Origin of the sequence: Pseudoxanthomonas winnipegensis, assembly GCF_004283755.1 — a bacterium.
Lineage (GTDB): Bacteria > Pseudomonadota > Gammaproteobacteria > Xanthomonadales > Xanthomonadaceae > Pseudoxanthomonas_A > Pseudoxanthomonas_A winnipegensis.
Map to the genome: position 1 here is coordinate 1 of NZ_SHMH01000017.1, position 14,697 is coordinate 14,697.

Annotated in this window: 13 protein-coding genes and 1 pseudogene; all 14 read left to right on the forward strand. The window is 62.1% G+C overall.

Annotation, left to right across the window (positions count from 1 at the left end; all coding sequences use genetic code 11):
* Positions 1-221: 221 nt before the first annotated feature.
* Positions 222-413: pseudogene (locus tag EAT51_RS20105) on the forward strand (IS3 family transposase); the annotation flags it as partial.
* Positions 414-571: 158 nt separating this feature from the next.
* Positions 572-853 carry a helix-turn-helix domain-containing protein gene (locus EAT51_RS20110; protein WP_130518457.1) on the forward strand — a complete coding sequence of 94 codons (282 nt, stop codon included), beginning with the start codon at positions 572-574 and terminating at the stop codon, positions 851-853.
* Between the two features lie 35 nt (positions 854-888).
* Positions 889-1,458 (forward strand): Hsp20/alpha crystallin family protein, encoded by a 570-nt coding sequence (locus EAT51_RS20115; RefSeq protein ID WP_130518459.1) that lies wholly within the window; start codon positions 889-891, stop codon positions 1,456-1,458.
* A gap of 97 nt (positions 1,459-1,555) precedes the next feature.
* Positions 1,556-4,405: a heat shock survival AAA family ATPase ClpK gene (gene clpK, locus EAT51_RS20120; RefSeq protein ID WP_130518461.1), complete on the forward strand. Its 2,850-nt coding sequence runs from the start codon at positions 1,556-1,558 to the stop codon at positions 4,403-4,405.
* Between the two features lie 16 nt (positions 4,406-4,421).
* Complete coding sequence (cls, locus tag EAT51_RS20125; RefSeq protein WP_130518463.1) at positions 4,422-5,852, forward strand: cardiolipin synthase; 1,431 nt, start codon at positions 4,422-4,424, stop codon at positions 5,850-5,852.
* Positions 5,853-6,000: 148 nt separating this feature from the next.
* Positions 6,001-7,608, forward strand: a complete 1,608-nt coding sequence (ftsH, locus tag EAT51_RS20130; protein WP_425478202.1) for an ATP-dependent zinc metalloprotease FtsH — start codon at positions 6,001-6,003, stop codon at positions 7,606-7,608.
* Positions 7,609-7,686: 78 nt separating this feature from the next.
* Positions 7,687-8,145 (forward strand): small heat shock protein sHSP20-GI, encoded by a 459-nt coding sequence (hsp20-GI, locus tag EAT51_RS20135; RefSeq protein WP_005409665.1) that lies wholly within the window; start codon positions 7,687-7,689, stop codon positions 8,143-8,145.
* 22 nt (positions 8,146-8,167) lie between these two features.
* Positions 8,168-9,082, forward strand: coding sequence for a heat resistance protein YfdX1 (gene yfdX1 / locus EAT51_RS20140; protein ID WP_130518467.1), 915 nt, complete (start codon positions 8,168-8,170; stop codon positions 9,080-9,082).
* A gap of 101 nt (positions 9,083-9,183) precedes the next feature.
* On the forward strand, positions 9,184-10,071 hold the full coding sequence (gene yfdX2 / locus EAT51_RS20145; protein ID WP_130518469.1) for a heat resistance protein YfdX2: 888 nt from the start codon (positions 9,184-9,186) through the stop codon (positions 10,069-10,071).
* Positions 10,072-10,167: 96 nt separating this feature from the next.
* A complete protein-coding gene (locus EAT51_RS20150) occupies positions 10,168-10,779 on the forward strand; it encodes an HdeD family acid-resistance protein (protein WP_130518471.1) in 612 nt (203 codons plus the stop codon).
* Positions 10,780-10,858: 79 nt separating this feature from the next.
* Positions 10,859-12,004 carry a hypothetical protein gene (locus EAT51_RS20155; RefSeq protein ID WP_130518473.1) on the forward strand — a complete coding sequence of 382 codons (1,146 nt, stop codon included), beginning with the start codon at positions 10,859-10,861 and terminating at the stop codon, positions 12,002-12,004.
* Positions 11,994-12,434 (forward strand): heat resistance system thioredoxin Trx-GI, encoded by a 441-nt coding sequence (trx-GI, locus tag EAT51_RS20160; RefSeq protein ID WP_012761376.1) that lies wholly within the window; start codon positions 11,994-11,996, stop codon positions 12,432-12,434. Before EAT51_RS20155 ends, trx-GI begins: the two co-directional genes overlap by 11 nt.
* A 3-nt stretch (positions 12,435-12,437) precedes the next feature.
* Positions 12,438-14,153 (forward strand): heat resistance system K+/H+ antiporter KefB-GI, encoded by a 1,716-nt coding sequence (kefB-GI, locus tag EAT51_RS20165; protein ID WP_099539962.1) that lies wholly within the window; start codon positions 12,438-12,440, stop codon positions 14,151-14,153.
* Positions 14,150-14,662, forward strand: coding sequence for a phosphate-starvation-inducible PsiE family protein (locus EAT51_RS20170; protein WP_228258009.1), 513 nt, complete (start codon positions 14,150-14,152; stop codon positions 14,660-14,662). The genes kefB-GI and EAT51_RS20170 overlap by 4 nt, the downstream gene beginning before the upstream one ends.
* Positions 14,663-14,697 lie beyond the last annotated feature (35 nt).

A 14,697-nucleotide genomic window follows, 5' to 3' on the forward strand; every position in this document is an offset into this window, starting at 1 on the left:
ACTACATCGAGATGTTCTACAACCCGATTCGCCGGCATGGTTCCGCTGGCGGCATGTCACCGGTAGAGTTCGAAAAGCGCTACGCGCAGAGCGGCGACTGAGTGTCTATGGAACTCTGGTCGGTCCAACTCCTGATGAAGGGGGTGGCCAGGGTTCTCCTACGTCAAGAATCAAGGCGTGATGCGACCCGAAGCGGACATCTGCTGATTGAGGGTATTGCCAACGGACTGTACAAGGCCGAGGTGATCCACCGTCGCTCCTGGCAAAGCCTCGAGGCCGTCGAGCTGGCCACGCTGGAATGGGTGAACTGGTTCAATCTTCGACGCCTGCTGGAGCCGATCAGCAACATCCCCCCAGCCGAAGCTGAAGCAGCCTACTATCAGCAGACCCGTGAGCTCGCCATGGCGGCGTGACTCACACCAACGAGCCTCCGGGATTTCCGGGGCGGTTCAGCCAGCAGATCGCTGGATGTTGACGCTTGACTTTCGGCATGGCAGGCGCAATATGTTGCAAAGTCTTGCAAGAACTTCCTCAGGCGAGGCCGGGTGACGACGGAACTTGTGGGGGTGATATGACAGCGCGCCAGCAGGCGATCTTCACACTCGACGAATTGGCTGCCTACTTGAAAGTCGGCAAGCGGACGCTTTACCGGCTCGCCTCGCACGGGGAGATTCCGGCCTTCAAGGTCGGCGGGACGTGGCGGTTTCGCCAAAGTGAAGTCGATCGATGGATCAATGATCAGACCCAAGCAGGCAGAAAGAAGGAGGGGATACGCACAGATGAGCAGCCAAAGTCAGCGGAACACTCCGTGTCGCCTGGGCGCGCTGTCCGTCGCCGCAGGCAAGCGGAGTGAGCGAGAGTCTTCAATTTTTCTTCTGGAGGTGTGACATGGACATTGATTTCAAGAAGTTGGCTCCCTGGAACTGGTTCAAGAAGGAGCAGGAAGAACAACAGAGCACTGCCTCGCTGCCGGTGCAGCGCAATGACCTGCCGGTGGCGGGTGGGTCGGTCAGCCCCATCCTGCAATTGCATCGCGAGATCGATCGCCTGTTCGACGACGCGTTTCGAGGCTTCGGTTTCCCGACGCTGGCCATGCCACGCTGGCCGTCGGAGTGGCCGGGCCTGCTGAAGCCGGCCCTGGACATCCAGGAGACCGACAAGCAGTACAAGATCGCCCTGGAAGTGCCCGGGGTCGAGGAAAAGGACATCCAGATCACGCTCGATAACGATGTGTTGCTGGTGCGCGGTGAGAAGCATCGGGAACAGGAAACGAAGGATGGTGGTTTCCACCGCGTGGAGCGTTCCTACGGCAGCTTTCAGCGCGCCCTGAATCTGCCGGCCGATGCCAACCAGGAAACGATCAAGGCCGCTTTCAAGAACGGCGTGCTCACGATCACGATGGACAAGCGCGAGGCCAGTGCCCCCAGGCAGGGGCGCTCGATCCCGATCAACGGCTGACGCCGATCGGCTCGTCCTCCGAAAAACAACCAAGTGAATGGCGAGGCGCCGTGACCTTCGGTGCCTCGTCAAATCAGTCCCTTTAAGGAGCATCAGCATGGCCAGAAAGCAGTGCCAAGTCTGCGGCCAGCCCGCCACGGTGCGGGTGGAAGCCAATCTCAATGGTCGCCACAGCACCATGCTGTTGTGTGACGATCACTATCGCCAACTGGTGCGCCAGCAAAAGCGCACCGTCTCGCCGCTGGAGGCTCTGTTTGGCTCGCGCAGCGGTTTGTTCGAAGACTTCCTCGGCAGCGACTTCTTCCGCATCGGTGACGATGCACCGTCCGTGGCGGCTGATGCCGACGAAGTGGTCGATGCGTCTTTCGGCGAATCCGCTCCCGCAACGGCGGGCACGGCGCGCCGCCGCGGCAGTGGGCTGGCCAGCCGTATCAGCGAACAGTCTGAGGCCCTGTTGCAGGAAGCCGCCAAACATGCTGCCGAGTTCGGCCGGCCCGAAGTCGATACCGAACACCTGCTGCTGGCGCTGACCGACAGCGACGTGGTCAAGACCATCCTGGGGCAGTTCAAGATCAAGGTCGATGACCTCAAGCGGCAGATCGAATCCGAAGCCAAGCGTGGCGACAAGCCGTTCGAAGGCGAGATCGGCGTGTCGCCACGTGTCAAGGATGCGCTCAGCCGTGCCTTCGTGGCCTCCAACGAGTTGAGTCATTCCTATGTGGGGCCAGAGCACTTTCTGATCGGCCTGGCCGAAGAAGGCGAAGGCTTGGCAGCCAACCTGCTGCGCCGCTACGGGCTCACGCCGCAGGCGCTGCGCCAGCAGGTGAGCAAGGTGGTCGGCAAGGGGGCCGAGGACGGCCGTGCCGAGACGCCGACCAATACGCCGGAACTCGACAAGTATTCGCGCGACCTCACCAAGATGGCGCGCGAGGGCAAGCTCGATCCGGTCATCGGCCGCGCGCAGGAGATCGAGACGACCATCGAAGTGCTGGCCCGGCGCAAGAAGAACAACCCGGTGCTGATCGGCGAACCCGGCGTCGGCAAGACCGCCATCGTCGAAGGGCTGGCGCAGCGCATGGTCGCAGGCGAAGTGCCCGAAACGCTGCGTGACAAGCGCCTGGTCGAACTCAACATCAATGCCATGGTGGCCGGCGCCAAGTACCGCGGCGAGTTCGAGGAGCGCGTGCAGAAGGTGCTCAAGGAAGTGACCGAGCACCAGGGGGAGCTGATTCTCTTCATCGACGAGGTGCACACCATCGTCGGTGCCGGCCAGGGTGGCGGCGAAGGCGGGCTGGACGTGGCCAACGTCTTCAAGCCGATGATGGCGCGCGGCGAGCTGAACCTGATCGGCGCCACCACGCTCAACGAGTATCAGAAGTACATCGAAAAGGATGCCGCGCTGGAGCGTCGCTTCCAGCCGGTGATGGTGCCCGAGCCGACGGTAGCGCAGACCATGATGATTTTGCGCGGCCTGCGCGACACCTTCGAGGCGCACCACAAGGTCAGCATCACCGAGGATGCGATCATCGCCGCCGCCGAGTTGTCCGACCGCTACATCACCGCGCGCTTTTTGCCCGACAAGGCCATCGACCTGCTCGACCAGGCAGCCGCACGCGTGAAGCTGTCGGCCACGGCGCGCCCGGTGGCGGTGCAAGAGCTGGAGTCCGAACTGCATCAGTTGCGGCGTGAGCAGGACTATCTGGCCTCGCGCAAGCAGTACGACAAGGCCGCCGAGCTGGGCAAGCGCATCGAGGCCAAAGAGGCCGAACTCAAGAAGCTCGTCGAGGAATGGGAACGCGAGCGCGCCTCGGGCAGCGCCGAAGTCAAAGCCGAGCATGTCGCGCAGATCGTCTCGCGGCTGACCGGCATCCCGGTCAACGAGCTGACGGTGGAAGAGCGCGAGAAGCTGCTGCATCTGGAGCAGCGGCTGCACGAGCGCGTGGTGGGCCAGGACGAAGCGGTGCGCGCGGTGGCCGATGCCGTGCGTCTGGCGCGCGCGGGCCTGCGCGAAGGCAGCAAGCCGGTGGCGACTTTTCTGTTCCTCGGGCCGACCGGCGTGGGCAAGACCGAGCTCGCCAAGGCGCTGGCCGAGTCCATCTATGGCGATGAAGGTGCGCTGCTGCGCATCGACATGTCCGAGTACGGGGAACGCCATACCGTGGCACGCCTGGTGGGCGCGCCTCCGGGTTATGTGGGCTATGACGAGGGCGGCCAGCTCACCGAGAAGGTGCGTCGCAAGCCCTACAGCGTGTTGCTGCTGGACGAGATCGAAAAGGCGCACCCCGACGTCTACAACATCCTGCTACAGGTGTTCGACGACGGTCGCCTCACCGACGGCAAGGGCCGGGTGGTGGATTTCACCAACACCATCATCATCGCCACTTCGAATCTGGGCTCGGACATCATCCAGCGTCGGCTGAAGGCCCGTGGCGCCGCCGGCGAGGAATACGAGAAGACCAAGTCCGAGGTGATGGACGTGCTGCGCGGACACTTCCGCCCCGAGTTCCTCAACCGCATCGACGAGATCATCGTCTTCCATGCGCTGGGCAAGGAGGAGATCCGCCATATCGTCGGCCTGCAGCTCGATCGTGTGGCCCGCAACGCCGCCAGCCAGGGCGTGACGCTGACCTTCGATCAGACCTTGATCGATCACTTCGCGGAGGAAGGCTACAAGCCCGAGTTCGGCGCGCGTGAGCTCAAGCGGCTGATCCGCAGCGAGCTGGAGACGGCACTGGCGCGCGAGATGCTGGGTGGCGGTATCGGCAAGGGCGATCACGCCAGCGCCCGCTGGGACGACAAGGCCGAACGCGTCGTCTTCGAGCGCAAGGAGCCACCCGCGCAGCCGGCCGAGCCTGATAAGCCCGATGCCGCGAACGTGGCCGAGGCACCGCCGAACGGCGAGAGCAAGCCTAAGCGCAAGAAGAAGCCGGCGGGCGGCGAATCTTGAGCGATGGGAGGCTGTCGTGTCCGACCCCAACGGGCTGACATGGGCAGCCACCCTCGTGTCGCTGGCGGTCGCTGTCCCCACAGCGGGGCACGCGGTCATCTACAAGCGTGACCCTCGATCGGCCACGCTGTGGATACTGCTGATCGCCTTGTTGCCGCTGGGCGGTTCGCTGCTGTATGGGCTGTTCGGCATCAACCGTTACCAGCGGCGGGCGCGGCGGCTCTTCCCGGGGGCAGATCCTGCTGTTCGGCAGGACCTCTCGCCCACGATGCCCGAGGCTGTATCGCCGCCGCTTGCCGGTCTGGCCCACCTGGTGGGACGCGCCACCGGCCAGTCGCTGACCGGCGGCAACCGCATCGAGCCGCTTGTCGATGGCGAGCAGGCCTACCCGGCCATGCTCGCTGCCATCGAATCGGCGCGGCACAGCGTTGCCTTGGCCTCGTACATCTTCGACAGCCAAGGCATCGGGGCGCAGTTCGTCGATGCGCTGCGCCGGGCTCATGAGCGCGGCGTGCAAGTGCGGGTGCTGATCGACGACGTGTATGCCCGCTGGACGCCCAGCAGCGCCTACCGCGCCTTGCAACGCGCCGGCGTTCCGGCGGCGACGTTCAACCCGACGTTGATTCCCGCGCGCCTGCATGCCGCGCATCTGCGCAATCACCGCAAGCTGCTGGTGATCGATGGCGAGACGGGTTTCACCGGTGGCATGAACATCTGCAGCCCGTATTGGCGGCCCGATGCGCCGGGCCAGGCCTGTCACGATTTGCACTTTCGTCTGCGCGGGCCAGTGGTTGCGCATCTGATGCGGTGCTTCACCGATGATTGGTGCGATACCACGGGCGAGCGGCTCAGCGAGGGTTACTGGGGCGAACCGCCGGTAACGGCTGATGAGCAGGGAACCTCTTGGGCGCGCGGCATCGAGGCCGGTCCCGATGACGCCCTGGACCGGATGCGCTGGACCTTCATGGGCGCTTTGAGCGCCGCGAAGCATTCGGTGCGCATCTGGACACCGTATTTCGTCCCCGATCAGCCCATGATCGCGGCGCTGAGTACGGCTGCGTTGCGCGGCGTGCGTGTCGACGTGCTGACGCCTGCGAACGGTGACCATCCCACGGTGCAATGGGCCGCGCGCGCCCACTACTGGCAGGTGCTGGAGCACGGTGTGCGCATCTTCGAACGGCCTGGCCCGTTCGACCACAGCAAGCTGATGCTGATAGACGGCCAGTGGTGCTGCCTGGGTTCGGCCAATTGGGATGCGCGCAGCCTGCGCCTCAACTTCGAGTTCAATGTGGAGGTGTACGACACCGCGCTGTCTACGCGGCTGGAATCCCTTTTTGATGCCGCCCGTGATGCATCGAACGAGATATCGGCCATGGCGTTGCGCGCCCGCCCGCTGGCCATCCGCTTGCGCGACGGGGTGGCCCGTCTGTTCACCCCCATTCTCTAGCGGCACGACTTGCGAGGTACCCTGCCCATGGAAAAGAAAGATCAATGGAACATTGGCTACTGGATCGTCGCCGGTCTGTTGCTGCTGACGCTGCAGAACTACTGGCAGGCGGCCAAGATCGCCGGACAGCCGGGGCAAGACCACCATCGTGGCCACGCGCGTCGAACCCGACCTGGCCGAGCGGCTGTCCAAGTACGACGTGCCTTACGCGCGGGTGGTGGAAAGCACCTGGCTACGTGATGTGCTCTCCTGGATTCTGCCGGCGGTGGCCTTCTTCGGCGTCTGGTTCTTCCTGTTCCGCCGCTTCGCCGACAAGCAGGGCATGGGCGGCTTCCTGAGCATCGGCAAGAGCCGCGCCAAGGTGTTCATGGAGAAGAACACCGGCGTCACCTTCGCCGATGTCGCTGGCGTCGACGAAGCCAAGGCGGAGTTGGTTGAGATTGTCGATTTTCTGAAGAACCCGCAGGACTACGGTCGTCTCGGCGCGCGCATCCCGAAAGGTGTGTTGCTGGTGGGCCCACCGGGCAGCGGCAAGACATTGCTGGCCAAGGCTGTTGCCGGCGAGGCGGCGGTGCCTTTCTTCTCCATCTCCGGATCAGAGTTTGTCGAGATGTTCGTCGGCGTAGGGGCGGCGCGCGTGCGCGACCTGTTCGAACAGGCGCGCGGGCAGGCGCCGGCCATCATCTTCATCGACGAACTCGATGCACTGGGCCGCGCGCGCGGCGCCGACGGGCCCATCGGCGGCCACGACGAGCGCGAACAGCCCCTCAACCAGCTGCTCACGGAGATGGACCGCTTCGACAGTTCGGTGGGGCTGATCATCCTCGCTGCCACCAACCGGCCGGAGATCCTCGATCAGGCCTTGCTTCGCGCCGGTCGCTTCGACCGCCAGGTGCTGGTGGACCGGCCCGACAAGAAGGGACGGCTGGACATCCTGAAAGTCCACGTCAAGAAGGTGACGCTGGCTCAGGATATCGATCTCGAACAGGTGGCGGCGCTGACCACCGGCTTTTCCGGCGCTGATCTGGCCAATCTCGTGAACGAAGCAGCGCTGAACGCGACGCGGCGCAAGGCGCAGGCTGTGGAACTGCAAGACTTCACCGCCGCCATCGAGCGCATCGTGGCGGGCCTGGAGAAGAAGAACCGCGTGCTCAATCCCAAGGAGCGGGAAACCGTGGCCTATCACGAGATGGGCCATGCGCCGGTGGCGCTGGCGCTGCCCGGCACCGACCCCGTGCACAAGATCTCGATCATCCCGCGCGGCATCGGCGCGCTGGGCTACACGCTGCAACGCCCCACCGAAGACCGCTTCCTGATGACGCGCGCCGATCTGGAGTACAAGATCGCCGTACTGTTGGGCGGGCGCGCCGCAGAGAAGTTGGTGTTTGGCGAACTGTCGACCGGTGCCGCAGACGATCTGGCGCGAGCCACCGACATCGCGCGCGACATGATCACCCGCTTTGGCATGGACGAGGGGCTCGGCTACATCGCGTTTGAGGCGCAGCGGCCGCGTTTTCTCGACGTCCCCGAGCTGGCCCACGGCGGCTGCCGGGTGGCCGAATCCACCCAGGCGCGCATCGATCAGGCCATCCGCGACATCGTGATGGGCGTGTTCGAGCGCGCCTACCGGATCCTCGACACCAACCGCGCGGTGCTGGAGCGTTGTGCGCGCGAACTGCTGGCGCGGGAAACGCTCGACGAGAACGACATCCTTCAATTGACCCAAGGACTTATTCTAGATAGAAACGAAAAGTAGTAGGCGCTATTCAGAGTGAGCCGGCGGCTCTGTTCGGTGCGTCATCCAATTCGCCGGCATTGTTCAAGGAGAACCGATATGTCTGCATTGACTCCGTGGGACCCCTTCCGGGAACTAGATGAATTGCAAAACCGCCTGGCGACGATGTTGGGACGGACACCCCAGCGACAGGGCGCCCGTACCGGCAACGAAGCCATGACCACGGCGGACTGGGCACCAATGGTGGACGTCAGCGAGGATGAGAACGCATTCATCCTCAAGCTGGATCTGCCGGAGGTCCCCAAGGATGCCGTGCGCGTCAGCGCGGAAAACGGCGTGCTCACCATCAGCGGCGAGCGCAAACTGGAAAAAGAGGAGCAGGGCAAGAAGTTCCACCGCATCGAACGTGCGTATGGCCGCTTTGTGCGCAGCTTTGTCTTGCCTGACAACGTTGATCCGACCAAGGTGACGGCTTCGATGAAAGACGGCGTGCTGGAAGTGCGGCTTGTCAAGGCCGAGCAAGCCAAACCGAAACAGATTGAAATCTCAGTCAACTAACTTCAATCAGGAGCCCAAGATCATGAATATCAAACAGCCACAATACATCTTCTCCGCACTTGCCCTGGCGGTCGTCGTCGGACTGAGCGGACCGGCTCTGGCCCAATCGGCGGCAGGTTCTAGCCCAGGTGCTGCAGCACCCTCTGCCGCATCCAAGGCGGCACAGCCACAGGTAGATGACAAGGTCGCCCGGGAAGCCGCGGGAAAGCGCGCCAAACTCGCCCAAGATGCAATCACTGCGCTGGCCAAGACCCATGAGGCATTGATCCTCCTTGATGCAAGGAAGACCAAGGAGGCGCTCGCTGCGCTGGAACTGGCCAGCGGAAAGCTGGAACTGGTATTGGCGCGTGACCCAAAACTTGCTTTGGCGCCCGTCGATGTACGCGTCATCACCCATGACATCCACGCCGACGTGGAATCGGTCAAGAAAGCGGTCAAGTTGTCTCGGGAGTTGTTGGATGATGGCGAGGTGCAAAAGGCACGGCCCATCGTCGCCAATCTTGCCAGCGAAATCGTGATCGAAACCGACAACCTGCCGATGGCAACGTACCCGGCAGCGATCAAGTCGGCCGCACGGCTCATCGACAGCGGCAAGATTGACGATGCCAAGGCGGTGCTCGCCGGAGCGCTGAACACGATGGTGATGACCTCGGTCGCCTTTCCTCTGCCCGTGCTACGGGCCGAAGCCGCGATGGCAAAAGCGGAAAAGCTGGCCGAGACCGGCAAGCGCAATGCCAAACAGAGCGAGGAGCTCAGCGCCCTGCTGGCCTACGTGCGCACGGAAATCGAGCTGGCGCAGATCCTGGGTTATGGCAAGAAGGCGGACTTCAAGCCCATCTTCGATCAGGTGAAGGCTATCGAGCAGAAATCCGCCGGAGGAAAAAGCGGCAAGGGGTGGTTCGACGAGTTGAAGATGCGCATCCAAAGGCTGTCTTGATGTGGTGAAGGAGCTGACTGCACCATTGGCTAGTCTCGCGATGGGCGCAGTCAGCCCAATAGATTCGCCTATTTTCACTAACTCATACGAGGCATATCACCATGAATGAGCAAACATCGAATCCCAATGCGACGAACAAAGAAATAAACGAACAGGCCGCGGTAAGCAGCCTTCCTGTCAGTCCAGAGGCCAAGCCTGAAGTCGTCACGGAGGTACAGCCTGAGGTTCAGAAGGAAACGGACTCGCAGGCGGCAGACAAACGTAAACAAGTCCTCGATGAGGCCGTCTCGGCCTTGGCGCTGACCAAATCAGCGCTGGCCGCACTTGACGGCAAGGACGCTGCACGCGCATTGGCAACGCTGGCCGAAGTGACGGGAAAGCTGGAGCTGATCGTTGCGCGCGAACCCACGCTCGCCCTGGCCCCCGTTGATGTGCGCACCATCGTGCACGACTTGTTCGCCAACACGGAAACCATTGAGGCGATGACCGACGAGGCGCTGGATGCCCTCAAACATGGCGAGGTGCAACAGGCACGTCACGTGCTGGCTTTGCTGGCCAGTGAAATCGTGATCGCGGTCACCAACATCCCTCTGGCGTCCTATCCCGCAGCCGTGAAGTCAGTCGTGCCGCTGATCGATCAGGGCAAGATTGAAGAAGCCAAAGCCGCGCTGCAGGCAGCGCTCAGCACGCTGGTCGAGACGCGCAGCGTGCATCCGCTGCCCGCCCTGCGCGCCAGGCTGCTCCTGAAGCGCGCCGAGCCCCTGGTAGAAGATGGTCAGCGGAGCGAAGCGTCCAATGAGCGCCTGGAGACATTATTGAACGAAGCCCGGCAGCAGTTGGAAATGGCAGAACTGCTGGGCTATGGAAAAAGGAAGGACTTTGAGCCCCTGTACGATGAACTCAAGAAAATCAAGCAAAAGACGGCTGGGGGAGGCGGCGGAAAAGGCTGGCTCGATGAAATCAAGGCAAAGCTGTCCAAGTTGTTCTGAAACCGCTGGATAGGGCGTAAGAGGGGCGCGTCGCACCCCTCTCTTGGCTCAGGAGTGTTTGCTTTTTCACCCCATTAGATCTTTAGGAGATATAGCGTGAATACAGACACCATCACCAATTCCAATGCGGATGACCCCACCAAAGCACTGTGTTCGCTGAGCCAAAATTGGTGGCTTTTCGCGCTGCGTGGCGTCTTGGCATTGATTTTTGCAGTCCTTGCGTTCTGGGTGCCGCAGTCGGCTCTGTTGGCCATGACTTTGGTGTTTGGCGCATTTTCCTTGGTCAATGGCGCGTTCAATCTTGTTGCAGCGGTGCGCCATATCCAGGAAAAAGAGCGCTGGGGCTGGCTGCTGTTCAGCGGCATTGTCGGCATGCTTGCCGGCGTCGTCGTCCTGGTCGCCCCTTGGGTCGTCACGTTGGTCATGGCTTCTTTTTTATGGGCTAGCGTGGGGTTCTGGGCGATTTTCACCGGTGTGCTGGAGATATCCGCCGCGGTTCGGCTGCGTCAAGAAATCAAGGGTGAAATCTGGCTTGCCTTCAGTGGACTGCTCTCGATTGTCCTTGGCGCTATTGTCTTGTGGATATTTTTTTCCCGTCCGGCCGAGTCATTCCTGGCCGCAGGCTGGCTGTTGGGCTTCTATGCGGCAGTCTATGGTGTCACGCTTTTGTTCTTGAGTTGGCGTCTTCGCAAAACGCGCCAGGGATAAGAGCAGGTCAAACTAAATTCTATGGATATGAGCATTTTCGGTTCGTGGCTCCATAGAAATGACATCAAAGGAGTCATGCATGCAGATTCAATATAGCTTTCGAGCTATCGACAAAGAGTTTCATGAACCATGGCAGAGAGCTTTGGGAAATGTGATCGAGCGCGACCTCAAGCCACTGCTCGACAAACACACTAAAGATTCAGTGCGACTTCAAATCGTCCTTGATCGCGACAAGACCAAGCGGCAATTTCTGGCCAGTGGCTATATGCACCTGCCCGGCAAAAAGATTGTCAGCGTTACTGCATCACATGACGAGCTGACGCCCCTCGCGCAGATGCTCGCACAGTCGTTGTTCCGTCAGGCCAAGAAGCATTTTGACCGGCTGCATGCTCAGGACCAAATCAAGCGCAAAGCACGACGCGAGCGCTTGCGCGAGCTCAAGGTGCGAATTGCCGCAAAACCCGCGTCAGCCGCCCATGAGGCCAAAGTGACCCGAATGCCTCTACTGTCGAAACTTGAGGCTGTCGCAAGGCGTGAGCTGGCTTATCTGCGTGCCGTCGGCGATTTACCGCGCGATTATCCGACGCTGCGCGACGTGGTGGATGAAGCGATTGTCCGAGCTAAGGTGGAATGGCAATCCGTGCCGGAAGAAAAAGCGGCTTACTTCGGTCTTCTGAAGCATCTGTTCGCCGTCCTGGATCACGAAGTGGCAAACAGCCGGCAATTTGGCGAATTCGTTTCTCTGGACGCGCCGATCGAAGCGGATGCCCAGGACGTCGCCGAGGCCATGGTGGAAGAGGAAGTCTTCGAATTCTATCAGCCCGATGACACACTCAGGCTAGCCGATATCATCGCTGACAGTCAGCATCCCGATGCCGCAACGATCGCGGAACAGGAGGAGCTAGTTGATCGGTCGAGCGAGTTCGCTTTTGCATTCGACCTGCTGAAGGACATGCCGCGTTTGTGGCGGCGCATTTTTCTGCTTATCCGTGTGGACGGGCTGGATACCAGCAGCGTCTCTGAAATCCTGCTGATTCCTGGTAAGGAAGATACTGTCCAAAGGTGGCTCATGCAGGCCGAAGCGTTCATCGCTGCTCATTTGGAAGAGGCCGGAGTAAGCAAAGACGGGAACGATTGGCTCCAAGGCGTTGATTGGTCGGCATTGTCTGTGAACCGAAGCGCGGCAGCCTCACTGTGGTCCAAGGAGGCGAACCATGAAGAATGATCTTCACCTCGTCTGTCCGCATTGCCAGTCCATCAACCGCGTACCGACTGCGAAGCTATCGGAACATCCCAACTGCGGCCGCTGCCAGCAGCCCTTGTTCACGGGCGAACCCATCGAGTTGACCACGGCGACGTTCTCGCGCCACGTGGAGCGCAGCGACCTGCCACTGTTGGTCGATTTCTGGGCACCTTGGTGCGGGCCGTGCAAGATGATGGCCCCTCAGTTCCAGCAAGCGGCGCGCCAGCTCGAACCCAGGGTCAGGCTGGCCAAGGTCAATACCGAGGCAGAACCCCACCTGGCCGCGCAGTTCGGCATCCGCAGCATTCCGACGCTCGCCCTGTTCCAGGGTGGGCGGGAGATCGGGCGTCAGGCCGGCGCCTTGGGCGCGCAGGACATCGTGCGCTGGGCATCTGCACAGGTGGGGCGTTGACCGATGCAGGACTTGCTCGGCGCCACCCTGATCCTGCTGGCGGCATGCAGCCTCGCGGCGGTGGCGACGGCGGCGTTCAGAGTACCCGCCTTGCTGGGTTACCTCGCCGTCGGCGCCTTGCTGGGCCCGTCGGTCAGCGGTGTAGTCGCGCCGGGAGAAGCGCTTGATTTTCTGTCCGAGCTGGGCGTGGCCCTGCTGCTGTTCATGGTTGGGCTGGAATTCTCCCTCGGGCACTTTTGGCTCACTCGCAAGACCGTACTGGTGGCTGGCAGTTTGCAGATGGTCGTTGTGGCTGCGCCACTGACCCTGGTGCTGATCGGGTTGGGTCAGCCAGCCCAGAGCGCTGCACTGCTCGGCGCCGCAGCGGCCATGTCGTCCACGGCGCTGGTCAGCCGACAGCTGGCCGACCAAGGCGAGCTCACCACCCGCCACGGCCGCAGCGCCATCGCCGTGCTGGTCTTCCAGGACCTGGCCAGCGTGCCGCTGCTGGCTCTGCTGGCGATCTGGGCGCGCGGCGAGTCGCCGAAGATCGAGAGCGTGCTGCTCGAAGTGCTGGGCGTGCTGGTGTTGTTCGCGGCAGCGGCCCTCGCCTCACGCCGTCTGTTGCATGGCCTGCTGGGCTGGGTGGCGCGGCAGGGCCACGAGGAATCGTTCGTGCTCGTCTCCTTGTGCGTGGTGGTGGCTGCCGCCGCTGCTGCACACGCGATCGGCGTATCCGCCGCCCTGGGTGCGTTTTTGGCCGGCATGGTGCTGGGCGAGAGCGACTTCCGTCACCACATGGAAAGCCACCTCAAACCGTTTCGCGATGTGTTGTCGGGGGTGTTCTTCGTGACCATCGGCCTGCAGTTGGACGGAGCGCAGATTCTTTCGGCACCACTGGCGGTGTTCGCGTGGCTGGCAGTGCTGGTACCGGTCAAGATCGGGCTCAACACCCTGGCCTTGCGGGCGACGCGCCTGTCCGCCCTCGATGCCTGGCGCACGGGCATAGCGTTGGGGCATGGCGGCGAGTTCGCCCTGCTGTTGTTGGGCATGGTCTTGCAGCAGCATCTGATTCCCGCGACCGTCGTACAACCCATGCTGGTCGCGCTGGTGCTCAGCATGGCCCTGGCACCGCTGCTGATCCGCCATCACGATGTGCTTGCCCGGTTCTTGAGCCGCACCGGCGGCGTCGTTCAGCCACCCCAGGCTGAAGATGTCGAGATCGCCGCGCAGGCAGCGCGATATCGAGACCATGTCATCGTTTGCGGCGCGGGCGAGCTTGGCCTGACAGTCAGCGAAATTCTTCGACACGCGGGCGTGGCGCATCTGCTGCTGGAAGCAGACGAGCAGAAGGTCGAGGCCGCACGTGCCGCCGGCGCGCCGGTGTTCCATGGCGATGCCAGTCGCCCCGATACCTTGCTGGCTGCCGGGTTGGCGCAAGCGCGTCTGGTGGTGCTCACGTTCGACCATGCCCAGCAAGTGCTGCGCATCGCCCAGGCGATTGCCGAGCGCCGTCCGGCGCTGACCTTGTGGGTGTCATGCAGAAGTACGACCGCGGCCGATGCACTTCGCGCCATGCCCAACGTGCATGTACACCAGCAATCCTTTGCCGCGGCCCTTGGGCTGGCGGAACAGGTGATGTCGTCGCTTGGCATGTCGGCCGAGCTCGTTGAACGAAACATCAGTGCGATGCGCCGCCGTCTCGACAGCGGCAATGTCGCAGGGAGTCCATCTGCATGAAGTCAACAGGCCGCAATCCATTTCAGGTCTTCCGTGACCAATGGGCCATCATGAGTTTATACGATCGCTTCGAGCAGGTCGTCGCCCTCGTTCTGTCGGCGGTAATTGCCGTCATCATCGTGGTGTCGCTGTTCCAGCTCATCGCCATCGTCTTCACGCTGCTGGTCCTCGATGCCTTCAATCCCCTGGATCACAAGGTATTCCAGAGTGTGTTCGGCATGATCATGACGCTCTTGATCGCGATGGAGTTCAAGCATTCCATTGTGCGCGTGGCGCTGCGTCGGGACAGCATCATCCAGGTCAAGACCGTGATCCTCATCGGTCTGATCGCGCTGGCGCGCAAGTTCGTGATCCTTGACCCCGAGGCGAGCCCCGCAAAGATAGCCGCGCTGGCAGGCGCCACGCTGGCTCTGGGTGTGGACCGGCCAGCCTTTCGTAGACATCCGGTTGCCATAATTGATGGCAATGACCGAGGTGTTTATGGGCAACAGCAAGCAGTACACGGATGAGTTCCAGGCCGAAGCGGTGAAGCAGGTGATCGAGC